Source organism: Streptomyces sp. NBC_01233, assembly GCF_035989305.1.
Classification (GTDB): domain Bacteria; phylum Actinomycetota; class Actinomycetes; order Streptomycetales; family Streptomycetaceae; genus Streptomyces.
On the sequence record NZ_CP108514.1, the window covers coordinates 742756 to 767568 of the forward strand.

Below are 24813 nucleotides of genomic sequence, written 5' to 3' on the forward strand. Positions count from 1 at the left end.
GTTTGTCAGCTCATCGATCTCGATTCAAGATGGATGCATGGAGCTCCAACAGATGCGCTACGTCGTCGCCGTCGCCGAGACGAACAGCTTCACCCGGGCCGCCGAACGATGTCTGGTCGTCCAGTCCGCCCTCAGTCACCAAATCGCCCGCCTGGAAGGGGAGCTCGGCGCGAGGCTCTTCGAGCGCACCAGCCGGCGGGTGCGACTGACGCCCGCCGGCGAAGCGTTCCTCCCGGCCGCCCGTCAGTGTCTGGACGCCGCCGAGCGGGCGGCCGCCGAGGTCGCCGCGGCCGTCGGTGAGGTACGCGGACGGCTCGCCGTGGGCCTGATCCCCACGGTCGCCGCGGTCGACATCCCCGGTGCACTGCGTGAGTTCCGGCGCCAGTACCCGCACGTACGGATCAGCCTGCGCGTGGGCGCGAGCGAGGACCTCGTCGAGCAGGTCAAGGAAGGAGCCCTGGACGTGGCGTTCCTCGGGCTGCCGACCACGGCGCGGCCCCAGGGGGTCGCCGCCCGGGAACTCGCCCGTGACCGGCTCGTCGCCGTGGTCGCGCCGGACCATCCGCTCGCCGACGAACCAGTGGTCGACCTTCGCAGGCTCTCGTCCGAGGTGTTCGTGGACCTTCCGGCCGGGACGGCCGGACGGGTCCAGTCCGACCTGGCCTTCTCGGCCGCCGGTCTCGGCCGTGACGTCGCCTTCGAAGTGACCACCGCGGACTTCATCGCCCGGCTCGTCGCCCAGGGCCTCTGCGTGGCCATGCTCCCCGCCGCCTACGCGCCCCAGCTCGCCGGCGTCATCACCATCGAGGTCGCCGACGCGCCGGCCCGCGTGGAGTACGCCGTCTGGGGCCGCTCCGGCCGGACGCCGGCCGCGACCGCGTTCCTCGGCGTTCTCGACATCGCGACGCAAGACCACGTCCTTCCGTCGGCGATATATGCCGGTGGGTGACTTACCATGCTGGCATGAGTGATCGTGCGATGCAGGAACCGACCCTCCTCCTCCTGACCGCGCTCGCCGACGAGCCCCGCCACGGGTACGCGATCGCGCGCGAGGTGGAGTTGGTCTCGGGCGGCCGCGTCAAGATGCGGACGGGCACTCTGTACGGGGCCCTGGAGCGGCTCCTCGGCCAAGGACTGATCGAGGTCCACGAGGAGCAGATCGTCGACAGCCGGCTCCGGCGCACCTACGGCCTCACCGCCGCCGGACGGGAGAGCCTGGCCGCGGAGGCGCAGCGGATCGCCGCCACCGCGCGCGAGGCCACCCGCCGCCTGAGGGTCTCCGGCGGGACGGCCACGGCGTGAGCCGTCGCCTGCTGCGCCTGTATCCCGCCGGTTTCCGCCGCGCCTTCGGCGACGAGATGGCCGAGGCCTACCGGGAGGCGACCGAGGGCGCGGGCCCGCTCGCCCGTCTGCGGGAGGCCTGCGACATCGTGGCCCACGCGCTGCGGCTTCGCCTGCGGGTGGGTTCCGCGCAGCGCGGCGGGCGCCTCTTCGCGGCCGCGGCGCCCTTCGCGCTGGCCGCGACGGGCGCGCACGCCGCGTTCCGGCTCGCCTCCACCCTCAACAGCGCCTACGTCACCGGGCGCCCCGACTTCGAGGACCCGATCGGGTACGCGATCAACGGCTGCTACCTGCTGACCCTCGTCAGCGCGGTCGTCGCGCTGAGCGGCCGGTTCGCAGCCGGGGCGCGGTGGATGTTCGCCGGAGCGGCCGGAACCGCGGTCTGCCTGCTGGTCGCGGTGCTGCCGGGTGCCCTGGACATGCCGCTGGAGCACGCGGCGTACCTGGCGCCGCCGTTGCTGGTCGCCGCCCTCCCGCTCGTCTGCCCTCCGGACCTGCGACCGCCCCGCCGGATCGGGAGCGCCGCCGGCCTCACGGCCCTGATGACCTGGGCCCCGCTGACCGTGGTGATCCTCGCCCTGCTGGATGCGAGCGGCCTCGGCATGATCCTGCTCTGGCGGTTCGCCGTGCTCGTGTCCGCCGCGCTGGTCCTGGCGGGGCGCCCGGCCCTGTCGGGGGTGCGTACCGGCGGCCAGTTCGCCCTGGCCGCCGCGCCCCTCCTCGTCACGGGCTACTTCGCCGGGGTGGTGGGCGAGGACACCGCGCTCCTCTGGCTCGCGCTGCTCGCTGTCACGGGCCTGACCGTGCGCCTGTGGCGCCGTAGGAGCCCGGGCATGGCCGGCCGCGCCTGAGCCGAACCGGGCCGAGCCGGCGGCCCGCAGCCCGCGACCGTCAGGCGTCGCAGCCGCTCACGCTGACGCGGATCTTGGACTGACCGTGGCCGAGTTCCTCCCAGTCCTCCATGAAGCGTGCCGCCAGCCCGTGCCGGGCGGCGAGGTCGACGAGGGTCTGGGTCCGGTAGTAGAAGTCCTCGCGCAGCACCTGGTGTTCGGCGCCGGTGGTGCGGTCGAAGGTGAAGTCGAAGTGACCCCCGGGCGCCAGGACGCGGCCCACATGGGCGAGGCACTCGTCGATGACGTCGATGGGTGAGTGCGAGAACACGCTGTGGGCGTGGACGACGTCGAAGTGCCCCTCGGGGAGGAAGTCCAGGGTCAGGTTCTTGGTGATCGTCAGGTGCGGGAGCTTGGCCTGCAGCCCGCGCTCCGTCAGGGTGCCCTTCGCCGCGATGAGGATGTCCGGCGAGATGTCGATGCCGTAGTAGTGGCCCTCGTCGAGGTAGTCGATGAAGCGCCAGCCGGCGCGGAGGTTTCCGCAGCCGATGTCCAGCATGCGCGATCCGGGCTTCAGGCCGTGCCCGAGCAGGTAGTCGAACTGCATCCGCCCCAGTGCGAGCCAGCGTTCGTGGGTCTGACTGCCGACGGCCGCCTCCGGGTTGCGGCGCGTGTCCGAGGCCATGACGGCCCGGTAGTAGCTCACGTGGTCGGGGTGCTTGAAGGCCAGCCACCGATCACGGGCGGCCCGCTTCAGGTACGGCGCGATGCGGTTCGGGCGGCTCGCGGCGTAGCGAACCTTGTGGACGAGGGATTCCCGGTTGGCGGTGAGGTTCTTCCTGGTGGCCATGAGCACTCCGTCTCCGTCGCAAGGCGAACTCCCGGCGGCGGGCAGGAGCAGCCCGCCGCCGGAAGGATCTTCAGGTTCAGACCCCCACCATACGTCGGTCACCGGCATATACAAACCACTTGACTGACCTGCGTGGCGCGGTCAGGGCGACAGGATCGCCGAGGCCGTGGTCCGCCACCCGGCGACCGTCCTGGCCGCGAGGTACAGCACGCGTACGCGCTGGAACTCGCGTCCGCCGGTGTCGTTGCGCGCCCAGGTCACCTCGACGAGGGCCGACCGCTCGTTCAGTGCGCGGACCTGGTGGTCGAGCGCCGTACTGCCTCCGTAGCCGGCGTCCCGCAGAGCCTGCAGCTCGTTGGCGAGTCCGGCCGTGAGCGCGTCCGTGGAGGTGAGCACCATGTGGGCGGCGTCGGTGGTCATGGTGATCGGTACGGCGAAGTAGTCGAGCAGGGGCGCCGGGTCGGTGCGGCCGGCGGCGGCCAGGCCGATGAAGGTGCTCACGTACTGGTCGAACCAGCTTCTGACGTCCGCTTCGACTGCGGAGAGATCCCTGTGCGGCATGAGCTTCCTTGCTCTCGTGCAGGACCGGGTACGGGGCGGCCGGCCGGCTGTCGACCCGTCACCGCGCCCACGGGCCGGGCCGTCGGGCCCGCGCCTGCGGGACTCCGAAAGCATGGGATTTATTATGATATCGACCAGATTGCCACCCGGTGCCCTGCCGGCCTACGCAACGCGCCCACCGACCGGCCCGCGCCCGCCACCCACCCGCCCAGGGGCATGACTCGCCGTCAGTTGCCGGTCTGGCACCATGACGAGATGTTCCTCGACCGCCTGGCCCGGCCGTAGGGCCGAGCCGTGTGCGTCATGCCGTCGGGGCCGGCTGCCCGTCGAGCAGCCGGGTGCGGAACAGATCGAGGACGGTGTCGAGCGCCTGCCGCGTGGGCTGTCCGGGCTCGTCGACGAGATGTTCCGTCAGGACGGAGTGCGGCGGGAGGGCGCTCGCCGTGCTCGCCGCGCTGTCTTCGAGCTCGACGGCGAGGAAAGCGTCACCGAGCTCGCGCCGCAGGTACGCGAACCGGTCGCCGGGGACCAGCCGATCGCCCCGGAACCGCAGACCCAGCACCTGGAGCCCGTCGCGCTCGCAGCGTCCGCGGACGACCGCGAGCTCCTCGGGGCTGATGTCGATGGCGCCGGCACGGCTCGAGGTACACGCCAGCGGGAGCGACGGCTGGGACAGCACCGGTGCGACGAGTCGTTCGTCGGTGGCCATGGCCAGGGCGAACCCGCCGGTCAGGCACATGCCGACGGCGCCGACCCCCGGGCCGCCGCAGCGCTCGTGCTCGGCGGCGGCCAGGGCGCGCAGCCACCGTACGACGCGCGAACTGCGCCCCGTGGCCAGCAGGGTGAACTCACGGCTCACGCACACCTGCCACAGGGACGACGCCATGGCACGGCCGGTACTCGCCCATCCGACGGCACCGGGATTCGCCTCGCGGCCGGGCGCTCCGAAGAGCACGGGGAGTACGGCGGTGCAGCCGATCGCCGCCACGTGTTCGGCGAACTCGATGACCTTGGGGGTGATGCCCGGGATCTCCGCCATGATGATCACAGCAGGGCCCGTGCCCTTGCACAGCACAGAGCGGGTGGCGCCGTCATGGGTGAACGTGGTCTGCGTGAAGCCGTTCAGGTCGTGGTCCGGCACGCGCCTGCTCCTTCGGTCGACTCTCCTGGGACAACATGAAGTTACCGATAGGTAGACCATGGTCGTCAACCGATGGGGATGGCGGTCGCGGAGCGCCGGGTGCGCCGCCGCTTCCTCTCGCGGGGCACCTACGGCTGAATCAGGTCGATCAGCCCATGATCCCTTCTGTCCGTGCCCGCTCGCTCGACGGCGGATGTTGATCGACACTCGCGGCCCAGGACGGCCAGGAGCGTTCAAACCATCTGTGCGGGTGAAGCCGATGCACGGCAACCAAGGGGGGAGATGTCCTGATATGCACTGTGGGGCGAACCGGTGGGACTAGAACTGTGCGCATGCCCCCCACGGCGCAGATCGACCGTCCGAGTCGATGCCTGATCCTTCCGTGTCCAAGGTGACGCCGTTCTGGCACGCCCTGAGCGCGGTCCTGCACACCGAAGGGGCCGGGACGTGCCGGGGACGTGCCCCGGCAGACAGCACGTGCCGCCCGGCGCATGCCCGGTCGGCGATTTCGAGAGGACGGCTTCGTGAGCCACCCGCAGGACGACAACACGATCAGCGCGGTCACGCCGGCACAGTTGAGCCGGATCGCCGAGCAGGGCATCTACAGCTCGGCCACTGCCATCGACCCGGCCGCCGTCAACGTCGCCGAGGCGCTGGTCGCCACGCTGAACGGCTCGGCAGAGAAGGCGGTGCTCACCCCTGACCTCCAGAAGCTGACGGAGCAGGTGCGGCAGAGGGCGACCATCGGCTTCCCCCGCATCACCGCCGACGACGGGGTGAAGCTCTCGGCGCACACGATCAAGCTCAACACCTCGGAGCCCCGACCCGTGGTGATCGTGCCGGCCGGCTGGACTCCCTTCGGCTGGGTCTTGTTCGAGTACACGTATCTTCAGCTGGCGCTGCGCGGCTACCACGTGCTGGCCTACACCCCTCGCGGCATCGGTCTCACGGTGCCCGTCGCCGGCGGTGGGTACGTCGACGCCCCGTTCACCTCCGGGGGCACGATCGACGTGGCAGGTCTCAAGGACCGGTGCGACGGCTCCACCGTCATCGACTACGCCCAGGAGCACTTCAACCCGAGCAAGATCGCGTTCCTCGGCGAGTCCTACGGGTCGGGCATCAGCCAGCTGGTCGCGGCGAACGACCCGGCGGACCGCGTGGACGCGGTCGTGGCCCTGAGCACGTGGGGCGACCTGGCCGACAGCCTCTACCACAACGAGACCCGGCATCTGGCGGCGGTGCAGGCCCTGATCGCCTTCACCGGCGGCCCGGTCGAGCGGAAGTTCGACGAGGCCACCCGGCAGCTTCTGGAGGACTTCCAGGCCGGCCGGAACCTCGATGCCGTGGTGGCGTGGGGCAAGGAGCGGTCGCCCTCGTCGTACGTCAGCCGGACCAACGCCCGCGACATTCCCACGTTCTTCTCGAACACCTGGCACGAGACGCTGTTCCCGGTCAACCAGGCCATCGCGCACTTCGACCGGCTGACCGTGCCCAAGCGGCTCAACCTCTGGATCGGCGACCACGCCGCACCCGAGGGCGCCGGCCTCACCATCCCCTTCAGCGGGCCGAACGTGCCCGTCGAGGAAGCGCTCGCCTGGCTCGACCACCACGTGCTCGGGGCCGACAACGGCGTTGCCCAATGGCCTGCGGTCAACAGCCAGATCATGTTCACGTACCAGACCCGGACCGACCCGGAGACCGGGCAGAACGTCATCACCGAACCGGCCGTCCGCGAGACCAGGCCGTCCTGGGCGGACGTCACCACCTCCACCGAACGCTGGCACCTCACCGCCTCCTCGGCGGACCGGCGTGACGGCGGCCTCGCCACCACACCGGAAACGGGCTGGAAGCGCGAGTTCACCGCCGGAGAGCTCACCGAAGCCACCGCGGTGGACGCCGTCATCACGACGGGCCAGGCGGAGTGGAAGGGCAACCCGAAGACCTACCCCACCGACACGTTCGACCGCCAGCAGCTCGCCGTGTGGACCAGCGGCCCGCTCCAGGCGGCCCGCCGCATCCGCGGCGTCCCCGAGCTCACGCTGACCGTCCGAAGCTCCGCCGCCGCCACGACCCTGGTGGCCTACCTGTTCGACGTCAGCCCTGACGGCACGGCCCGCATCATCACGCACGAACCCCTCACCCTGGCGGAGTTGTCCACGGGCGAGGACCGCAGCGCCACCTGGCAGCTCCAGGCCGCCGGCTACGACCTCGCCCCGAACCACCGGCTCATGCTGGTCGTGAACAGCAAGGACAAGCTCTACTCCGACGCGCACACCGGCAGCAGCATCACCACGATCACTTCCACCGACGACACCGCCGCTCACCTGGTACTGCCCCTCGGCTGACCCGGCACAGACCGGCACCGCACCTCGCGCCCCCGGTTCGACGGCCGGCGAGCGGCCCCATGGCCTCTCGCCGGCCGTCCGCCGGGGCGCCGGGGCGCCGGGGCGCTGAACGGCACGTCCGCAGGAGCGGAGTCGCCGGCACCGTCGAGATCCCCGTCCGCTACCACCACGCGGTGATCCCGCACATCATGGTCGACGACGCCGCCGCGGCGATCGACTTCTACCAGCGCGCCTTCGGCGCCCGCGAGGACTTCAGGATCGACGCTCCGGGCGGCGGCGTCCTGCACGCCGAGATCACCATAGGGTGGTCGGTCCTGATGCTCGGCGACGCGAGCGTGGAGGAGGCGGAGGCCGGCTCCTTCGCCGCGCCGGCCGCGCTCGGCGGTGGCACCTCCGTCACCCTGCACCTCTTCGTGTCGGACGTCGACAGCCTGGCGGAGCGTGCGGAGGCAGCCGGCGCGGAGATCCTCCAGCCGCCGACGAACATGTTCCACGGCGACCGCACCGTCATCCTCAAGGACCCATCCGGTCACATATGGGTCTTCCTCACCCACATCGAAGACGTCTCGGACGAGGAACTCCGCCGTCGCCTGGCGGCGGCCGAGTGACCGGCGCTTCATCCACCGCACCGGGTCAGGCGAGCGTGCGTGTCCACAGGGTGAGGTCGCTGCTCGTCGCGACGGCGAGGGTCCGACCCGACGGGGAGAACCCGACCGCCCGCAGCTCCGAGTAGTTCGAGTGGAAGACGTGCCACCACCTCTCGCCGTGCGGGCCGGAGTGCGGGGCCCCGCCGTCGACGGAGAGCAGTACGCGGTCATGCGGCCAGGCGGGGCTCACGACCTCCAGCGTCCAGCCGTCGGCAGTGGTGGTGTGCAGGCCGCCGCCGAATAGCCCGGCGATGCGTACCCGGCTTCCGGCGACCGGACCCAGGCCCGGGCAGGAGAGGTCGGGTACCGCGTCCGGCGTGCTGTCGTCGGGGTCGGGGTCCCGATCGCGCGCGATCTTCTCCCCGGTGACCGAATCGAAGAGGCCGTGGCCGTCGTTCGACACGACCATCACCAGGTCGTGTCCGCTGTCGGGATGGACCGCGAAGCCGATGCCGAGCAGCCCGCCCACCGGGACGAGGGGCTCGAAGACCGACCGCCAGGGGACGGGGGCCGGGACCACGGGGACGGCGAGCATCCGGTCCCGCAGCTCCTGCTGGTACGGGGACAGCCCTGCTGGCACGTTACTGCTCGTTTTCGTCACGGGACCATGATGCGGCTCGCTCCTGGTCCGTCCGAAAGGGAGGGGCTGCATCCGACAGGCACTCCCTGGAGAGCGGTGGAGGGCGGTGGAGGGGGCGGGGGTCGCGCCAACGGCCCCCGCCTGCGCGTGTTCCGGACCGTGGCGCCCGCGCGAGCGGTGGCGAATCTTCAGGGATCCGCCGCAGGAGCAGTATGCGCCGCGCAGTGGTTGTTCAGGGCGGCTGGTTCTTCGTGAACGACCCCGGCCGCACGGGGTGGCCGTGAGCTGGGGGGATAGGTGGGCGCGGGAATTGTTCACGTCCGTGGGGCCAGGCCCGGGAAAAGTTCAGCAGGGCGGGCATCCCCGAAATGGCGGGCATGTCCGCTTATCAACAAGTGGTGTCGCCTGCAGCCGCGCTCGGGCATGGTTGAGGAGCGCCCTCGGCCTCCTGGGCCGGGAGCGGACAGTCCGTAGCGCCAACTGCGGGCCCGCGCAGGCGCGATGCACTCCCTCCGGACCGTTGCTTTCGAAGGAGTTGTCCTCGTGGTCATTTCACCGGCTTCCTTTCCGCGCCTCTGCGGGCTCCCCTCCGTATTCAGTGTGAAGATCGTCGTGGTTGTGGTGGTGGCCGTGGTGACGGCCGTCATGGGCGGGCTCGGGTACTCCCCCGGCACGGCGCTCGGCGTGATCGTCATGGTGACGACCACCGCTCTGGAACTGGGTCGCCGGATCACCGCCGACGGCGGCGTCCAGCCCGACCGGATCGGCCGGTAGCGCCGTGGGCACGGGGCGGCGGGGGCGGCCGCAGCGGCCGCTCGACACCACCGTCCCGGCCCTGGCGGAGCTCGCGCGGGAACTGCGCGAGCTCCGTGCCGCGGCCGGGCTGACCCTGGACAACCTCTATGCCGTCACCCACTGGAGCAAGGGCGCGCTCAGCGCGGCCACCACCGGGCGGGACCTGCCGCGCTGGGAACTCGTCGAGGCGTGGGTGACCGCCTGCGATCCGGAGGCCAACCTCGACCTCTGGCAGGCCCGGCACCGTCGTGCCCGCGCGCAGTACGAGCGGACCCGCCTCGTCCTGCCCGCGGGCCGCCCGCCGGCCGGCCGTACGGCCCCCGGGCCGCGCGTGCCGGACAGCCCGGCCGGGCCCCGGCCCAGCTCGCTGGAACGGGACGCCTGGCGGACCCTCGCCCCCGACCGGCGGCCGTGGGGGGTCGCCGCCCATCCGGCCCCGATCCCGTTGCGCTTCACCACCGTCGGGCCCGACTTCACCGACACCGGATCCGACGCCGCCGACCTCACCGGCCACTACGACCAGATCGGGGAGATCTTCGCCCTCACCGGATCGCGGCGCCTGCTGGTCCTCGGCGACCGCGGCAGCGGCAAGACCCAACTGGCCCGCCATCTGGGCACCCGGCTGCTGACGGCGGACGGTGGCGGCGGCTCCGTGCCCGTGGTGCCCGTACTGGTGTCGCTGCGCGGATGGCGCCCCGAGCGCGGCCCGGACAGCCTGCTCGCCTGGATCGCCGACGCACTCACCGGCTGCACCACCGAGGACGTCCGGACCCTCCTCGGGCGGCACCGGCTGCTGCCCATCCTCGACGACTTCGACAGCCTGACCCTGCGTCAACGCGGCCGGGCGCTGTACACCTTCAACCAGCTGCCGCAGCAGGCCCCGTTCGTCCTCGTCAGCGGGTGGGCCGAGTTCACCCGGACCGTGGAGCAGACCGACACCGTCATCGCCGGGAGCGCCGGTGTCCGGCTGCTCCCCGTGGGCGTCGGCGACCTCGACGGCTGGATCCAGCGCAGCTCCCGCTCCCGTACGAAGGAGCAGGACTGGGCGCCGGTCCTGGCGGCGCTCGCCGACCGGCCGGACCTGCCGGCCGCCACCGTCCTCGCCGACCCGACGCTGGCCGGCGCGGCCAGACTGCTCTACACGGACGGCCGGGCGGTGCCCGCCGAGCTGGTGGAAGAGGGCGCCACCGCCGAGGCCCTCGAAATGCGGCTGGTCCAGCACCTCTTCGGCTCCTTCCCGCCGTACCGCCAGCACGGCGGCATCGGCGGACACCAGCTCCAGGAACAGCACCGCCACCAGGCGCTGCACCTGCTGGCCCGGCGGGAGCAGGAGGAGGAAGGACCCGTGGGCGACCTGCGGGTGCTGTACCGGGGGCGCCGTCCTTCCCGCCGCCGGGCCGGCGTCCAGGCGGCCCTGCTGTGTCTGCTGTCGTGGGTGTTCCTCAGTTTCGTGCAGGTGGGCGACAGCGCGAGCACGTACACCGCGGCCGGCTCCTCCTCCCCGGTCGAGTCGGCCATGCTCATCCCGGGAGCGGTCATCGGGGCAGGCTGGTACGTGTACTTGCGGCACCGGCTGGACTGCAGGGCAGGGCGGACGGACCCCCTCTGCCGGGTGCGGTCGTGGCTGTTGCGGAGCATCCCGGCCGGGGTGGCCCTGATCCTCGCGACGGCGGTCGGTCCCGGGGCGGATGCCGAACGGTTGTCCCTGGTCGTGGCCGCGGCACTGCTGGCGGGCGCGGTCTGGCTGGCCGAGCAGGCCTCGCGCCGGCCGGCGCCGCACTGGTTCCTGACCGAGCTGGCCGTCGTACCCGTGCTGTTGTTCGCGGTGCTGCCGGGGGACACCATCACGGCCCTGCCGGTGCTGCTGCCCGTCCTGCTGGGCGTCACGGTGACCGGGCACTGGCTGCGAGCGGTGCTGACCTCGCGCTTCGCCCTGTGGGGTCTGTACCCGGGGGTTCTGCTCGGTCTGCTCGCCGATGCGACGGACCCGGACGTCCTGCGGGCCGGGCGGGACGGCTGGTCCTTCACCCACCCTGCCGTGGCGCGGTGGTACCGGAAGGCCGCCGTCGCCTCGCCCGACGCGGAGAACACCGCGGAGCCGGTTCCGGTGCGCCGTGGCGGGTGGCCAGGACAGCCGGGACCCGTGCCGTCGGGACCGGTGCCGCCGTCGGGACCGGTCCCGTCGGGACCCCTGCCGCAGCCACCCCCGCCGCCGACCCCGCTCCCGCCCGCCGGAGGACCGGCGGGATGAACGGGCCCGCCGCTCGTGAGGACGGCGGGCCCGTACCCGTACGGCTAGGCGGTCGGGGAGAGGACGGTGTCCTCCGGTGCGCGTGCCGTGGGCTGGGTGCTCCCGGCGACGATCAGGGCCAGTAAGACCGCGGCCGCCTCGCTCTGCAGGATCCGGGCGGCCTGCTTCAGCCGGCCGGGATCGGGGACCGGGATGGACAGGGCCACGCACTCCGCGTTCGGGCCCGCGGTGATCGGCACCGCCGCGCACACCGTGCCGATCGCGTACTCCTGCAGGTCGAGGAGGGGGGCGTTGGGCGGGCGGGTGTCGAGCTGGTGGAAGAGGGCCTGCTGGCTGGTGAGGGTGTGGGCGGTGAAACGGGTGAGCCGGTGGCGGGCCAGGTGGTCCTTCCTGTCGTCGTAGTCGAGCTGGGTGAGCAGCGCCTTGCCCACCGCGGAGGCGTGGGCGGCGGCGCGGAAGTCGACCCACTCCTCGACCACGGGGGTGGCGGGGCCGTCGGCGTACTGGGTGATGGAGACTTCTCCGTCGGTGTAGCGGGCGACGTAGACGGCGGCGCCGACCGCGTCCCGCACCCAGGCGAGGGTCTCGCGCAGATGCCCGCGGCCCTCTCCGTTGACCGAGTCGGCCAGGAGGAGCGCGTGGCCGGCGAGGTAGGCGTCCGGTCCGATCGGGGTGGCCAGGCCGGCGCGGATCAGCTGTTCCACGGCCCGCGCGAGGACCAGCTGCGGCAGCTTCGTCTCGAGGGCGATCTGGGTCAGGTTCACCCCGCCCGAGTAGCGGTTGACGACTTCCAGGACGCGCAGCGCCTGGTGGACGGATTCCAGCGCGGCGGGCGCCGGGCGTCCTTCGGGGGTCTTACGGGCCGCGTGGGTGAGGTGTGGCTGTTTCAGCGCTTCGAGCGCCCATGCGTTCGCCTCCTCCGTCAGGTGCAGGGGGTTGAGCCGGGCGTTCTGCGCGACGGCGACCGCGACCTGCGGGCCGGGGGTGAAGACCTCCCCCAGGTCGGGGTGCTCCTCGTGCGGGCGGGCCGTGAGGGCCTGGCGCAGTCGCGCGGGGAGCCGCAGCGGAGGTCGTCCGGCCCGGCCGGGGCCGGCGGCGAGGGCGGTGAGGTCCTGGGTGGTGATGGGCGGCGAGGTCCAGATGACCGAGGCTCCGAGGGCCTCTTCGAGGTGTTCCGGGGTCGGCGGCAGGGTCGGCAGGTGCTCGTCGGGGGACAGGGTCTGGGCCTGGCGCTTCCAGTAGCGGGCGGTCGCGACCTCGGCGCGGGCGAGGTGGTGGAGGTAGAGGCAGCGGGCAGCGGTCTGCGAGCCCGCCCCGGCCGCGTACTGGAACCAGAACTGCGCGCCGTCCGTGCGGTCGGCCAGGTGCAGCAGGCAGCCGAAGAGCAGCGCCGAGTCCGCGCCGTGGGGCCAGGAGTCGGCGTCCAGGGCGCGTTCGGCGAAGTCCCGGCTCTCCACGAGGGACCACGTGAGGTCGTCCAGGCCGCGGGCGGCCCGTACGTGACAGGCGGCGTCCAGGACGAGGTCGTCGGGGGCGGCCGATGCCGGCTGCCCCCGGGCGGGCAGGGCTCCACCGGTGGTGGTTCCCATCACGGAGCGGGCGCGGTCGGCGACGATCCGGCGGGCGATCCGGCGCCGGGCGGCCCCCTCGTCGTATCCGGCGTACTCCTCCGCGAGTACCGTCGCGTCCTCCAGGGCCGCGTCCAGTTCGCACAGCGGCATGTCACGGTTGCAAGGCATGTCGCTCACTGGTCCTTCTCCTCTCCGGGGATCCAGTCGACCCCGAGCTTGCGGGACAGGGTTCGGCGTGCGCCGCGGATGTGCGAGCGGACCGTCGCGGGGGTGATCCCCATCATCCGCGCGACGGTGTCGGAGTCGTTGCCGAGGAGGAAGGCCAGCAGCACCACGTCGTACTGTCGTTCGGACAGGCCCGCGATCGCCGCGTACAGTCCGAGCTTCGACTCCAGCAGTTCCAGCCGTTCCCTCGAGGACCGGCGCAGCGCGGCGAACCACGCCGTCTCCACCATGGCCACCTGCCGGCCCAGGACCGCCAGCCGTCTCTCGACGTGCTCGCGCAGCACCGCCCAGGCGAAGCCGTGGAGGCTCGCCTCCTTGAGCGCCTGGCGCCACACCTTCAGCAGGAAGGTGAACACGTCGTCGACGACTTCCTCGGCGTCCTTGGGGTTCCCGAGCTGCAGGTGGGCGTAGCGCAGATAGGCACGGTGCTGCTGGGAGTGGAACGCGGTGAACTCCACCGGAAGGACTCCGGCCAGCTCGCTGGAGACCGCCTGGTCCCCCGATGGATCGAATTCGCCTTCGCTCATACGCTCCCCCACAGCTGTTCAGCGCTCCCCGCCGGGGCGGCGGGGAGCTCACGGTGGCGGGCCGGGGGAACGACGAGGCGGTGCAGGGTGGTTGGCCCGCCCGCTCCCGTCCGTACCCCCACGCCCGACAGGCGCACGCGCGCCCTGAACCCATCGGCCACGTCGACGGCATCGACCACTTCGACCACTTCGACCACTTCGACCACAAGAAAAAAATCGACTACGAGACATACGAGAGGTACGAGACAACGGACCGCGGTGGCGGTTAACAGCGCGAGGGCGACCGTCTCGGCAACATTCACTTCGGCGCGGAACCTTCCAAATGGACCATGCGTAATCGGCGTGCCTGCCCCCGGACCAGCAGCCGCGGAGCGCCCGGCACGCTCCCACTCACCACCCCATCGGAAAACGAGCCGGATCGTGCAAACCGGTCCGGGAAAATCTTCAGAAGGAAGCGCATCCGCCTCCCCGCGCGCCCCGGTCCGCCCGCGCACGCCCCCGGCACATCCGCCCGCCCGGCCTTCGCCGCCGTGCGCCCGCACGGGCGTACCCAGGGGCGCCGCCGCTGTTTCTTTCACACGATCGGATGTCGCTACGGCCCCATCCGGTGGGACACGTCCCGACTCCCCCGCTCCCGGGAGCGGATACCTGCATGGTGGGTCCAGCTTTCGGCGCCCCGGCACTCCGCGCGCGCCCGTCGAAGAGGAAGGGCCCGTATCCGATGGCGTTCGCGAGGAGTCTGCTGCCCGCCGTGCTCTCCCTGGCGCTGACCGGTGTGCCCGCCGCGCTCCCGGACGCCGCGGCCGCCTCAGCCGCCGCGGCCGCCGTGATCTACGACGGTCAGGTCCGCCACGAGACCGCGCTGTTCAGCGTGAAGTCCACCAACAACGCGGCGGCCCAGGAGTTCGCGGTGACCGGCACCCGGCTCTCCCGGGTGAGCGTCTGGCTGGCGAGCGGGGCCGCGACGGGCACCGTGACCGCCCAGATCCGCCGGGTGCGCGCGGACGCGGGGTCGACGATCGCCTCGAAGACACTGAACCTGGCCGCCCTCGGCGGCGCCGGGGCCGGCTGGGTCGAATTCCCGGTAGACGCCGCCGTCACCCCGGGCACCACGTACTACCTGTTCCTCCAGGCGACCACCGCGGAGAACAAGCCGATCGCCTGGTACGGCACCACACGGTCCGTGCCCGGCTCGCTGACCAGCTGGAACTACGACCGGGCGTACTGGGGCGGCTGGCACGCCTACGCCTCCCGGCTGGCCTTCCACGTCAATCCCACCGGCAGCGAGCGCTGCGGGGAGACCGAGCCCTGCTACGTACCGGCCTCCGCGCTCGCGGCCCGTACCTCGGGCCTGCTGACCAACCGGGTGGCCACCGAGGCCGTCCTGCCCCCCTTCGCCGTGGGCGCCTCCTACGTCGACGGGAGCAACGTGCTGCGCCTGCCCTCCGGCCGGTGGCGGTACCTGCCCGACGGGGCCTCGGCGTCGGCCGTCGTCGAGGCGGACGACCCGCGCGCCCTGGCGCAGGTCGCCGAGAGCCGCGCGTGGCTGGCCGAGGGCAGGGTGCCGGGTACCACCGCCGCGCAGCGGGCCGCGGCGCAGCGCGCCCTGCTGTCGATGCGGGCGCTGCTGAAGCCCAACGGAGCGTTCGCGGCGGCGTGGTCGCCGCCCTGGGAGTACTCCTGGCCGCGGGACGGCGCCTTCGCCGCGGCCGCGTTCGCCGCCACCGGGCACGACGAGGAGGCGTACCGGATCCTGGACTACGACGCGCTGACCCAGCGGGCCGACGGGACCTGGGAGGCCCGTACCACACTGGACGGCAGCGGGCCGCCGGACGCCCGGAAGTGGCAGCTGGACGGCAACGGCTGGGTGCCCTGGGCGACTTGGCAGTGGTACCAGGCGGCGCCGCCCGGCGGCCGGGACGAACGGCTGCGCCGGCTCTACCCGATGGTGCGGAAGGCCGCCGACTACGCGGCGCGGTCACTGGGGCCGGACGGGCTGCCTCCGGCGTCCCCGGACTACTGGGAGCTGGACACGACGACCGCCAACATCGGTACGGCCGCTCCGCTGCTGGCCGGACTCAACGCCGCCGCCGACCTGGCCGACCGGCAGGGCTTGAGCGGGGACGCGGAGCGCTGGGCGGACGCGGCCCGGCGGCTGTCCGCCGCGATCGCCACGCACTTCGCCCCGCTGGGGTACCAGCGGACCGTCGACGGCAAGCACGGCCGGGACAGCGCGGTGGCCTTCATGGCGCCTCCGTTCAACGCCGCCCCGCCCGGCCTCGGCGGGGCGCTGGACTCCACCTACCGGGCGCTGCTGCTGCCCAACGGCGGCGTCTCGCCCGGCAACGACCCCTCCTTCAGCTGGGGTTCGTACGCGTGGACGGCCAGCACCTCCTTCTTCGCCCTCGCCTGGTCCGGTACGGGCGAGCAGGCGAGGGCCGGCCGGGTGCTCGACTGGGTGCTGTCCAAGCGCAACGGGCTGGGCGAGCTCCCCGAAACGGTGAACGGGGCCGGGCTGCCCTCCTCGGTCGCGCCCTTGGGCTGGACGGACTCGCTGCTCGTGCTGACCGCGCTGGCCCTGCAGGGCTCCCCGCAGCCGACCCCGCCAGCGCGCGCGGTCACGGGCGCCCGCGGGCTTGGCGGGAATCCGACGCCCGGACCCGGCGGGGCCGCCGCGGATTCAGTAACGTGATCCGCCTCTGAACGCGGTTCACGTGCACGGTGCTTCGTCGGGAGGCGGTCATGCGGGGCGGAACGGTTGCGGTGGTCGGCGGAAGCATCGCGGGCTGCGCCGTCGCGACGGCGGCGGCGCGGGCGGGTGCCGGCGAGGTCGTGGTGCTGGAGCGCACGCGCGGACGGCTCGAGGACCGGGGCGTGGGCCTCTGCATCCACGACGAACGGGCCGTGGAGCTCGGCGCGAGCGGGGCACTGCCCGCGGGGATCGCGGCGCACCGGCTGGAGCGGCGCCGCTGGGTGGTGCGGGACGACGCCTCCGGGCCGGGCGGGCGGGTGGTGTGGGAGCAGCCGTTCCCCTTCCACTCCTACCACTGGGGACTGCTGTGGCGCGGGCTCCGGGAGTCGGTCCCGGCCTCGGTGGTCTACCGGCAGGGGGAGACGGTGACGGGCGTCGGGGCGGACGGGAGCGCGGGAGCCGAGGTGCGGCTCGCGGGCGGCTCCGTCGAGCGGTTCGACCTGGTCGTCGGCGCCGACGGGTACCGGTCGGTGGTGCGCGAGGCGCTCTGCCCGCGGTCCCGGCCGCACTACGCCGGGTACGTGTGCTGGCGCGGGAACTTCGACGCGGCCCTGCTGGCGGGGCCCGGCGGTGACGCGGAATCGGTGCCGGAGGCGGTGACCACGGTCTGCTACGCGGGCGGCACCTGTGTGGTCTACCGCATCCCCGGGCCGGACGGGCCGCGGGTGAACTGGGTGCTCTACGCCCCTCCGCCGCGGGACGGCGGGCTGCGCTTCGACGACCCGACGAGCTTCCCGCCGGGCGGTCTGACCCCCGGACTGGCGGGACATCTCGGCGCGTTGCTCGAACGGGAGTTTCCGCCGTACTGGGGACGGGCGCTCGCGCTGACGGCTCCGGCGGACACCTTCGTCCAGCCCATCTACGACCTGGAGACCGACCGCACCGCCGCGGGCCGGCTGCTGCTCGCGGGCGACGCGGCCACCGTCGTACGCCCCCACAACACGAGCGGGGCCGCCAAGGCCCTGCAGGACGCCACCGCCTTCGCCGACGGGTGGCGCCGCGCCGGGTCGTTCGAGGAGCTGCTGCGCGGCTACGAGGACTCCCGCGGGGCGGGCGGACGGGAGCTGGTCGCGCTGGCCCGCCGGCTGGGCCGGGCCCAGGTCGAGGAGACCCCGTCCTGGGCGGCCATGAACGGCGGCGGGATGGCGGCGTGGTGGCAGGGCCAGCTCGCCGGGGCCCCCGGCATCGGGGGCCGGGCGATGGCCCCGTAGGCCGGCCCTGCAGCCGACCACCGACGATGGCTGGCCGCCCCCCGGCCGCCGTCGGCCGTCGGCCACCGGCCACCGGCCACCGGCCACCGGCCACCGGCCACCGGCCACCGGCTACCGGCTACCGGCTACCGGCTACCGGCTACCGGCTACCGGCTACCGGCTACCGGCTACCGACGACGGTGTTGCCGGTGATCGTGCCGTCCGTGCCGGAGACGGTGACCGCGTGGCGGACGCCGTCCGGTCCGAGGACCACGGCCAGCCAGGCGCTGCCGCCGCCGTCCTGCGCGATCACGCGCAGGCTCTCGACCTTCCCGCCCGTCACGGCCGCGGCAGCCTTGTCGGCCGCCTCGCCGATGGCCAGGGAGGGCAGGGGAGCCGGGGCGGCCTTGTGCAGTCCCCCCTTTCCACCGGGACCACCGGGAACTCCGGGGGCGTCCGGCGCGTCGGGGCCGACGAGCTCCGCGCGCCGCTCGGAAACCTCCGGACCGCCGCGGCCGCCCTTGAACACGTGCGGCGGCGCACCCTCCGGGCCGCGCTTGAACCCGCCCTTCTCGCCGGGCTCGGCCCGGACGATGCGCGGGCCCCGGTCCCCGTGGTGGTGATGGTCGGCCACGGCGGCCACGGCCACTCCCCCGCCGACGACCACCACGGCCGCGCCCGCCGCCATCCAGCGGGCGGTCTTGGTACGCGGCACCAGGCGTCCCAGAGCCGCTCGCTTGCGGACTCCGGCCTCCGGCGCGTTCTCGGGCTGCTCGGACGGCGGGACAGAATCAGACATACAGGCGCTCCTCAGGACAACCGGGCACCGCGCCCGGCTCGTTCCCGAGCATGCTGAGCGGATGCTGAAGCCCCGCTGAAGCCACCTGAAGACCTCTTCAGCCAGGAGCGGGCGGGGCCTGAGATCCTGTCCGGCATGCGCGTACTGGTGGTAGAGGACGAACGACGGCTGGCCGTGGCCCTGCAGCGGGGGCTCCAGTCGGAGGGGTTCTCGGTGGACGTGGCCCACGACGGGCCCCAGGGCCTGTGGCTGGCCACCGAGCACGACTACGACCTGATCGTGCTCGACATCATGCTGCCCGGACTGAACGGCTACCGGGTCTGCTCGAAGCTGCGCGCCGCCGGCAACGAGTCGGGGATCCTGATGCTCACGGCCAAGGACGGGGAGTACGACGAGGCGGAGGCCCTGGACACCGGCGCCGACGACTTCCTGTCCAAGCCGTTCTCCTACCTCGTCCTGGTCGCCCGGCTCCGCGCGCTCGGGCGGCGTACGGGCCGCAGGCGCCCGCAGGTGATGAGGTTCGGCGACCTGGTGCTCGACCCGGCCCGCCACTCCTGTTCCCGTGGCGGCACGGAGATCCGGCTGACCGCACGGGAGTTCGCGGTGCTGGAGTACCTGGCCCGGCGCTCCGGCGAGGTGGTGCCCAAGCGGGACATACTGGAACAGGTGTGGGACAGTGCCTTCGACGGCGATCCCAACGTCGTCGAGGTCCACGTCAGCGCCGTACGCCGCAAGATCGACGCTCCCTTCGGCCGCGCCGCGCTGGAGACCGTGCGGGGTGCCGGGTACCGGCTGGCGGTCGACGGTGGCTGAGCGACCCGGCGCGCACCCCCGTCCGCTTCCCCGCCTCCGCCGCCGGGCGGGCTCCGCCCTGCGCGCACTCGCGGGTGCGGCCCTGCGCCGGTGGCCCGTGCTGCGGAGGCTGTGGCCCACCACCGTACGGGCCCGGGCCACCGTGGGAGCCAGCGTGGTGGTGGCTGCGGCGCTGTCACTCGCCTCGTTCGCCCTGCTCGGGCTGCTCGAAGGCAACCTGATGCGCAACGCGGAGAACGACGCCCGGCGGCAGGCCGAGACGGTGGCCCAGCTCGCCGCCACCGGGAAGCTGGGGCGCCTGCGCGCGCCCGCCCGCGGCGTCGAGTTCGTCCAGGTGGTGAGCGCCGACGGGCGGGTGCTCTTCGCCAGCCCGAACCTGCTGGACGTGCCTCCGTTGCCGCCGGCCACCCCCGGCCTGCCGGGGCCCCGCGTCCACACGTGGAAGGTCCGCCCGTTCGGCGGCGAACACCGTCAGCGGGTCGTCCAGGTCATCACGGACACCCCCGACGGTCCGGCCACCGTCTACGCCGGCGCCTCGCTGAGGGACGCGGACGCGGCCGACGACACCACGACCGCCGCCCTCGTCATCGGCATGCCCCTGCTGCTCGCCACCGTCGCCCTGGTGACCTGGAGGGTCACCGGTCATGCGCTGAGGCCGGTGGAGGAGATCCGCGCCGAGGTCGCCGCGATCTCCGACCGCGACCTGCACCGCAGGGTGCCGGTTCCGGCCACCCGCGACGAGGTGGCCCGTCTGGCGGAGACCATGAACGCCACCCTGGACCGGCTGGAGGCCTCCGGCATCCGCCAGCGGCAGTTCATCGCCGACGCCTCGCACGAACTGCGCAGTCCCATCACCGTCCTGCGCACGCAGCTGGAGGTGGCCCTGGCCGTCCGGGATCCGGAGCTGTGGCCCGAGCTGATCGGCGGGGCCCTGGAGGACATCGAACGGCTCCAGCACCTCGCGGCCGATCTGCTGCTGCTCGCGCGCATCGACGCGGCCCAGCCCGTGGCGGCCGTCCCGCTGGACCTGACCGCCCTCGTGCGCGAGGCGGTGGAGGGCCGTCTCGGCGACCGGGTCCCCGTAGGGGTGGACCTCGAAGCGGACGTCGAGGTCACCGCGAGCGCCCTGTGGCTCGGCCGGGTCGTCACCAACCTCGTCGACAACGCGCAGCGCTACGCCGACCGGAGCGTCGGCGTCACCCTGCGCACCACCGCACGCGGCGCGGTGCTGGAGGTCGTCGACGACGGTCCCGGCATCCCCGCCGCCGACCGCGAGCGGATCTTCGAGCGCTTCACCCGGCTCGACGACTCGCGCAGCCGTGACCACGGCGGAGCGGGGCTGGGCCTCGCCATCGCGCGTGACCTGAGTACGCACCACGGCGGAACGCTGACGGCCGAGGACTGCGCGGGCGGCGCCCGACTGGTGCTCAGGCTGCCGCTGACACAGCCGGGCTGACGGCGGTCCGCCCGTGCCCTGGGTGCGGCGCGTCCTCACTTGTCCAGGAAGAGGAGCTCGTCGGAGCCGCGGGTCATCCGCAGGGTCTTGCCGTCGTCGCTGATCTCGATCAGCCTGTGCAGTCCGGTCTTGGTCTTGCCGTCCGGCAGGATGCGGTACTCGTCGCCGGCTCCGGCGAGGTAGGCGGAGAATCCCGCGAGCGAGGTGATGCCCGAGTCGGAGTCCAGGTAGTCCTTGAGCCGGCGGAACAGCTTGGGCATGATCACCGTCCCCGTGATGTCATCCGTGATCGATTCGATGCCGGAGATCAACGCCCCGTCGGTGGTCTTGTCCTCGGCCCACAGCCCTCTGGGCGGCGCGGCATCACGTGCCTCGCGGGCGGCGGCCTTGAGGACGTCGCGCAGGTATCCGGGCAGGCCCGGATAGAACATCGGATAGGCCAGACCGTCCTCGACCAGGCGGTAGTTGGCGCTCCTCTTCAGCAGGCCTTCGTCGACCGAGACCTCGTAGCCGCTGTACACGGGCGGGCGGACGCTGCCGTCGAAGGCCAGCGCGATGCAGCGGCCGTAGACGTCGGCGCCACTGGTGAGGATGAAACCGGGCACCTGGACGGGAACGGTGGTCACGGTTTCGTTCGCGTGACGGTCGATGCCGGTGAATCCGAGGTGCTTCAGCAGTGCGTCGGCCGCCTGGTGCCCGAACTTCCTCGGCTGGTGCCGTTCCGGACCGTAGCCCGGCTTCTTGTAGTGCGTCTCCAACGCGTCCACGCCCTCCAGGCGCACCGCGGCGCGGCCGTCCGCCTTGGGCACGACCCTGGCTCGGCCGCCCACGAGCTTCCAGTCCGCCACGTCGTCCGGGACGAACGGGAGGGTGTCGCCGTCCGGCTCGGCACCGCCGTCCACCCGGAACGACCCTTTGATCAGCAACATGGACATGATGACTCCCGAGGATGAGACAGATCGTCACTTTCCGTGGTGACTCGTCACTCACAGTACACATTCTTGTCGGAAAAATGCGGTGCCCTGCCCCGGTCCGCTCCCTAGACTCGCCGTACGCGCTGCCGAAACGGCACTGCGCGCCCATGCCGAGTCCGAAGAGAAGGGGAGCAGCGCCATGTGCACCTACCGCACCGCCGTCTTCGCTCCCCCGTCCCGGTACGACGTGATCCCGGTGTCTCGTGACGCTCGGTGCCGGCTGCGCGGCCGTCACCGTATGCCCGTGACGCACCTTTAGGTCCTCTCTCCCGCCTTCCGTACGCCACCGCCTGACCGGACCCGCTCCGGGCCACGGGCGGGACGGCCGTCCGCGGCCGCCGGGCGCGGGTGACGGGGTTGTCGTCAGGGGATTCGCGCCGCCCTCTTCACCTCTTCACTCGAAAGGCCTCGGGCCATGCGCGCCAACGGGCGACCCCTCAGCACCACTTCCCCCTCCGCCGTCCGCAATCTGGGCATCCTCGCCCACGTCGACGCCGGCAAGACCACGATCACCGAGCGCATCCTGTTCGCGACCGGTGCCACCCACAAGCGGGGCGAGGTCCATGCCGGAACGACCGTCACCGACTACGACCCCCAGGAGCGCGACCGCGGCATCACCATCTTCGCCGCGGCCGTGAGCTGCACCTGGGACGGACATCGGATCAACCTGATCGACACCCCGGGGCACGTCGACTTCTCCGACGAGGTCGAGCGTTCCCTGCGGGTGCTGGACGGGGCGGTCGCGGTGTTCGACGCCGTCGCCGGAGTCGAGCCGCAGAGCGAGTCGGTGTGGCGGCAGGCCGACCGGCACGGTGTGCCGCGGATCGCGTTCGTCAACAAGCTCGACCGGGCCGGTGCCGACCTCGACACGGCGGTCGCGTCGATCCGCCAACGGCTGGGCGCCGTAGCCCTCGTGGTGCAGCTGCCCATCGGCCGGGAGGACGCGTTCACCGGCGTCGTCGACCTGCTCGGGATGCGCGCGCTGCACTGGCACGCCGGCTCCGACACGTACGAGACGGGACCGGTCCCCGAGCCGCTTCGCGAGGAGGCGGACCGGCGGCGCCGGCTCCTGGAGGAAACGGTGGCGGAGCTGCACGCCGACGCGCTGGAGGAGTTCTGTGCCACCTCGGCGCTGACCGGGCGGACGCTGGCCCGCGCCCTGCGGGAGCTGACCCTGCGCGGGGACGGCGTGGTCGTTCTGTGCGGCTCGGCGTACCGCAACCGCGGTGTCGAACCGCTGCTGGACGCGGTCCTGGCGTACCTGCCCTCGCCCGCCGACATGCCGCCCGTACGGGGAATGGCGGACGGCGCGGAGCAGGAGCGCGCGCCCGATCCGGCGGGGCCCTTCACGGCCCTCGCCTTCAAGGTGACGGCGACCGCGACCGGTCGGCTCACCTATCTGCGGGTGTACGCGGGCACCCTGCGCAAGGGCGCGACCGTACTGGACGCGGCCACGGGCCGTACGGAGCGGGTCGGTCGGATCCTGCGGGTCCAGGCGGACCGGCACGAGGAACGGGAGGAGGCGGTCGCCGGTGACATCGTCGCCGTGATCGGGCTGAAGGCCGCCCGGGCGGGCACGACGCTGTGCGCGCCGGGGGCTCCGCTGGTCCTCGAACCGCCCTCGGTGGCCGCGCCGGTGGTGTCGGTCGCGGTCGAGGCCCGTCGCAGCATCGACACCGGGCGGCTCTCGGCGGCCCTGGCGCGGCTCGCCGAGGAGGACCCTTCGCTGGTGGTGCGGTCCGACGCGGAGACCGGGCAGACCGTGCTGTCGGGAATGGGTGAACTGCACCTGGAGGTCGCGGTGGAGAAGATCCGCAGCGGCCACGGGGTGGAGGTCGTCGTCGGCCGGCCGCAGGTCTCCTACCGGGAGACCGTCGTGCGCGGGGTGACGGGCCTGGTCTACCGGCACGTCAAACAGGACGGTGGCGCGGGCCAGTTCGCGCACGTCGTCCTCGATGTCGAGCCTTTGGAGGAGGCGGTCTTCGCGTTCCGGTCGGCGGTCGTCGGCGGTCGCGTGCCGCAGGAGTACGCGCGCGCCGTCGAGGCCGGCTGCCGGGACGCCCTCGCCGAGGGCCCGCTCGGCGGCCATCCGGTGACGGGGCTGCGGGTCACGCTCACCGACGGGGCGACCCACTCCAAGGACTCCTCGGAGATGGCGTTCCGGGCGGCGGGCCGGTTCGCGCTGCGCGAGGCGCTGCGCCTGAGCACGGTGGAACTGCTGGAGCCGGTCGTCGAGGTGACGGTGACCGTGCCCGAGGACGGGGTGGGAGGTGTGCTGGGTGACCTGGCGGCCCGCCGCGGCCGGGTCTCGGGGTCCACGGCGCAGTCCGGGACCGCGGTGATCACGGCGTCCGTGCCGCTGGCCGAGCTCTTCGGCTACGCGTCGCGGTTGCGCGGCCGCACCCAGGGCCGGGGCACCTTCACCACCCGGCCGGCCGGTCTCGCGCCGGTACCGGCCTCGGTCGCGGCGGCCCTGCCGGCCCGCTGACGGCGCGGCGCGCGCCGCGCCGTTGCGAGCCGCGCCGTCCCGGCCCGCTCCCGTTCTGCGGGGACGGGGCGGGCCGGTGCGGTCGCGCTAGTCTGCGTGGACTCCTCGGGTCCACGCAGACAGACAAGGTGAACATGTTCGAGCCGGTGCAGGAAAATCCCTATCCCGACAGCCACGTCCTGGGCGAGGGCCCCGAGCCGCACCCGCTGCTGCGGCCCGTGCTGCCCCTCCTGGGACGCTGGCACGGCCGGGGCCAGGGCGAATACCCGACACTGGAGAAGGACTTCCGCTACGGGCAGGAGATCACCTTCAGCCACGACGGCCGCCCTTTCCTGCGCTACGAGGCACGCGCGTGGCTGATCGACGACACCGGGGCCCCGGTCCGGCCGGCGGGACGCGAGGCGGGCTGGTGGCGCGTGACGCCCGACGCCTCCCTGGAGGTCGTGCTCGCGCACCCGACCGGCATCGTCGAGACGTACGTCGGACGGGTGTCCGGTACGGAGATCGAGATCGAGACCAAGGACGTGTCGCTGACCCCCCTGGCCAAGGAGGTCACCGGCACGCGGCGCCGCTACACCGTCGACGCCGGGGAGATGACGGTCGTTCACGACATGGCGGCGGTGGGTCAGCCCCTGCAGCACCACCTCACGACGCACCTGCGCCGACGCCCGGCCTAG

The 24813-nt window shown here is 72.9% G+C and carries 22 protein-coding genes; 14 read left to right on the plus strand and 8 right to left on the minus strand.

What is annotated here, in order from left to right:
- The first annotated feature begins 37 nt into the window (after positions 1–37).
- The 3 genes from OG332_RS03775 to OG332_RS03785 are packed head-to-tail and all read left to right on the plus strand — an operon-like array spanning position 38 to position 2192.
- Entirely contained in the window at positions 38–949 is a 912-nt protein-coding gene (locus tag OG332_RS03775) for a LysR family transcriptional regulator (RefSeq protein WP_327412073.1), read from the plus strand.
- A 14-nt stretch (positions 950–963) separates the two neighbouring features.
- The gene (locus OG332_RS03780) at positions 964–1302 is read left to right on the plus strand and encodes a PadR family transcriptional regulator (protein ID WP_327412074.1); all 339 of its coding nucleotides are present in this window, start codon (positions 964–966) and stop codon (positions 1300–1302) included.
- Positions 1299–2192, plus strand: coding sequence for a hypothetical protein (locus tag OG332_RS03785; protein WP_327412075.1), 894 nt, complete (start codon positions 1299–1301; stop codon positions 2190–2192). The genes OG332_RS03780 and OG332_RS03785 overlap by 4 nt, the downstream gene beginning before the upstream one ends.
- Before the next feature lie 40 nt (positions 2193–2232).
- Here the strand turns inward: OG332_RS03785 and OG332_RS03790 are convergent, their stop codons facing one another.
- The 3 genes from OG332_RS03790 to OG332_RS03800 all read right to left on the minus strand — a co-directional run bounded on the left by OG332_RS03790 (position 2233) and on the right by OG332_RS03800 (position 4723).
- Complete coding sequence (locus tag OG332_RS03790) at positions 2233–3021, minus strand: class I SAM-dependent methyltransferase (RefSeq protein WP_327412076.1); 789 nt, start codon at positions 3019–3021, stop codon at positions 2233–2235.
- 141 nt (positions 3022–3162) lie between these two features.
- A complete protein-coding gene (locus tag OG332_RS03795) occupies positions 3163–3582 on the minus strand; it encodes a DUF6841 family protein (RefSeq protein WP_327412077.1) in 420 nt (139 codons plus the stop codon).
- 301 nt (positions 3583–3883) lie between these two features.
- Positions 3884–4723 carry a dienelactone hydrolase family protein gene (locus OG332_RS03800; RefSeq protein WP_327412078.1) on the minus strand — a complete coding sequence of 280 codons (840 nt, stop codon included), beginning with the start codon at positions 4721–4723 and terminating at the stop codon, positions 3884–3886.
- A gap of 524 nt (positions 4724–5247) precedes the next feature.
- Here OG332_RS03800 and OG332_RS03805 point away from each other — a divergent pair.
- Both OG332_RS03805 and OG332_RS03810 read left to right on the plus strand, forming a co-directional pair.
- The gene (locus tag OG332_RS03805; RefSeq protein ID WP_327412079.1) at positions 5248–7068 is read left to right on the plus strand and encodes a CocE/NonD family hydrolase; all 1821 of its coding nucleotides are present in this window, start codon (positions 5248–5250) and stop codon (positions 7066–7068) included.
- Between the two features lie 59 nt (positions 7069–7127).
- The gene (locus tag OG332_RS03810) at positions 7128–7676 is read left to right on the plus strand and encodes a VOC family protein (protein ID WP_327412080.1); all 549 of its coding nucleotides are present in this window, start codon (positions 7128–7130) and stop codon (positions 7674–7676) included.
- A gap of 25 nt (positions 7677–7701) precedes the next feature.
- Here the strand turns inward: OG332_RS03810 and OG332_RS03815 are convergent, their stop codons facing one another.
- Positions 7702–8250 (minus strand): hypothetical protein, encoded by a 549-nt coding sequence (locus OG332_RS03815; protein WP_327419099.1) that lies wholly within the window; start codon positions 8248–8250, stop codon positions 7702–7704.
- 588 nt (positions 8251–8838) lie between these two features.
- Here OG332_RS03815 and OG332_RS03820 point away from each other — a divergent pair.
- Together OG332_RS03820 and OG332_RS03825 are read left to right on the plus strand one after the other, a co-directional pair.
- Positions 8839–9069, plus strand: a complete 231-nt coding sequence (locus OG332_RS03820) for a hypothetical protein (protein ID WP_327412081.1) — start codon at positions 8839–8841, stop codon at positions 9067–9069.
- 4 nt (positions 9070–9073) lie between these two features.
- Complete coding sequence (locus tag OG332_RS03825; protein WP_327412082.1) at positions 9074–11341, plus strand: helix-turn-helix transcriptional regulator; 2268 nt, start codon at positions 9074–9076, stop codon at positions 11339–11341.
- 44 nt (positions 11342–11385) lie between these two features.
- Here the strand turns inward: OG332_RS03825 and OG332_RS03830 are convergent, their stop codons facing one another.
- Both OG332_RS03830 and OG332_RS03835 read right to left on the minus strand, forming a co-directional pair.
- A complete protein-coding gene (locus OG332_RS03830; protein WP_442816326.1) occupies positions 11386–12231 on the minus strand; it encodes an IclR family transcriptional regulator domain-containing protein in 846 nt (281 codons plus the stop codon).
- 854 nt (positions 12232–13085) lie between these two features.
- Entirely contained in the window at positions 13086–13664 is a 579-nt protein-coding gene (locus tag OG332_RS03835) for an RNA polymerase sigma factor (RefSeq protein WP_319732568.1), read from the minus strand.
- 53 nt (positions 13665–13717) lie between these two features.
- On the opposite strand from OG332_RS03835, the gene OG332_RS03840 reads away from it, so the two are divergent.
- From OG332_RS03840 to OG332_RS03850, 3 genes are all read left to right on the plus strand, one after another.
- The gene (locus OG332_RS03840; RefSeq protein ID WP_327412083.1) at positions 13718–13933 is read left to right on the plus strand and encodes a hypothetical protein; all 216 of its coding nucleotides are present in this window, start codon (positions 13718–13720) and stop codon (positions 13931–13933) included.
- Positions 13934–14385: 452 nt separating this feature from the next.
- Positions 14386–16356, plus strand: coding sequence for a hypothetical protein (locus tag OG332_RS03845; protein ID WP_327412084.1), 1971 nt, complete (start codon positions 14386–14388; stop codon positions 16354–16356).
- A gap of 50 nt (positions 16357–16406) precedes the next feature.
- On the plus strand, positions 16407–17627 hold the full coding sequence (locus OG332_RS03850; protein ID WP_327412085.1) for a monooxygenase: 1221 nt from the start codon (positions 16407–16409) through the stop codon (positions 17625–17627).
- Between the two features lie 160 nt (positions 17628–17787).
- On the opposite strand, the gene OG332_RS03855 is transcribed toward OG332_RS03850, so the two are convergent.
- Positions 17788–18405, minus strand: a complete 618-nt coding sequence (locus OG332_RS03855; protein ID WP_327412086.1) for a hypothetical protein — start codon at positions 18403–18405, stop codon at positions 17788–17790.
- A gap of 135 nt (positions 18406–18540) precedes the next feature.
- On the opposite strand from OG332_RS03855, the gene OG332_RS03860 reads away from it, so the two are divergent.
- Together OG332_RS03860 and OG332_RS03865 are read left to right on the plus strand one after the other, a co-directional pair.
- Entirely contained in the window at positions 18541–19218 is a 678-nt protein-coding gene (locus tag OG332_RS03860; RefSeq protein WP_327412087.1) for a response regulator transcription factor, read from the plus strand.
- A 100-nt stretch (positions 19219–19318) separates the two neighbouring features.
- The gene (locus OG332_RS03865; RefSeq protein WP_442816327.1) at positions 19319–20674 is read left to right on the plus strand and encodes a sensor histidine kinase; all 1356 of its coding nucleotides are present in this window, start codon (positions 19319–19321) and stop codon (positions 20672–20674) included.
- A gap of 35 nt (positions 20675–20709) precedes the next feature.
- Here OG332_RS03865 and OG332_RS03870 read toward each other — a convergent pair whose 3' ends face one another.
- Complete coding sequence (locus tag OG332_RS03870; RefSeq protein WP_327412089.1) at positions 20710–21609, minus strand: nuclease; 900 nt, start codon at positions 21607–21609, stop codon at positions 20710–20712.
- Positions 21610–22063: 454 nt separating this feature from the next.
- Here OG332_RS03870 and fusA point away from each other — a divergent pair, with 454 nt between their 5' ends.
- Complete coding sequence (gene fusA / locus OG332_RS03875; RefSeq protein WP_327412090.1) at positions 22064–24136, plus strand: elongation factor G; 2073 nt, start codon at positions 22064–22066, stop codon at positions 24134–24136.
- Between the two features lie 134 nt (positions 24137–24270).
- Positions 24271–24813, plus strand: coding sequence for an FABP family protein (locus OG332_RS03880; RefSeq protein WP_327412091.1), 543 nt, complete (start codon positions 24271–24273; stop codon positions 24811–24813).

Coding starts and splice junctions, on each gene's coding strand:
- OG332_RS03775 (WP_327412073.1), top strand. CDS start 38: ATGGAGCTCCAACAGATGCGCTACGTCGTCGCCGTCGCCGAGACGAAC.
- OG332_RS03780 (WP_327412074.1), top strand. CDS start 964: ATGAGTGATCGTGCGATGCAGGAACCGACCCTCCTCCTCCTGACCGCG.
- OG332_RS03790 (WP_327412076.1), bottom strand. CDS start 3,021: ATGGCCACCAGGAAGAACCTCACCGCCAACCGGGAATCCCTCGTCCAC.
- OG332_RS03795 (WP_327412077.1), bottom strand. CDS start 3,582: ATGCCGCACAGGGATCTCTCCGCAGTCGAAGCGGACGTCAGAAGCTGG.
- OG332_RS03810 (WP_327412080.1), top strand. CDS start 7,128: ATGGCCTCTCGCCGGCCGTCCGCCGGGGCGCCGGGGCGCCGGGGCGCT.
- OG332_RS03815 (WP_327419099.1), bottom strand. CDS start 8,250: ATGCTCGCCGTCCCCGTGGTCCCGGCCCCCGTCCCCTGGCGGTCGGTC.
- OG332_RS03835 (WP_319732568.1), bottom strand. CDS start 13,664: ATGAGCGAAGGCGAATTCGATCCATCGGGGGACCAGGCGGTCTCCAGC.
- OG332_RS03845 (WP_327412084.1), top strand. CDS start 14,386: ATGGCGTTCGCGAGGAGTCTGCTGCCCGCCGTGCTCTCCCTGGCGCTG.
- OG332_RS03850 (WP_327412085.1), top strand. CDS start 16,407: ATGCGGGGCGGAACGGTTGCGGTGGTCGGCGGAAGCATCGCGGGCTGC.
- OG332_RS03855 (WP_327412086.1), bottom strand. CDS start 18,405: ATGTCTGATTCTGTCCCGCCGTCCGAGCAGCCCGAGAACGCGCCGGAG.
- OG332_RS03860 (WP_327412087.1), top strand. CDS start 18,541: ATGCGCGTACTGGTGGTAGAGGACGAACGACGGCTGGCCGTGGCCCTG.
- OG332_RS03870 (WP_327412089.1), bottom strand. CDS start 21,609: ATGTCCATGTTGCTGATCAAAGGGTCGTTCCGGGTGGACGGCGGTGCC.
- fusA (WP_327412090.1), top strand. CDS start 22,064: ATGCGCGCCAACGGGCGACCCCTCAGCACCACTTCCCCCTCCGCCGTC.
- OG332_RS03880 (WP_327412091.1), top strand. CDS start 24,271: ATGTTCGAGCCGGTGCAGGAAAATCCCTATCCCGACAGCCACGTCCTG.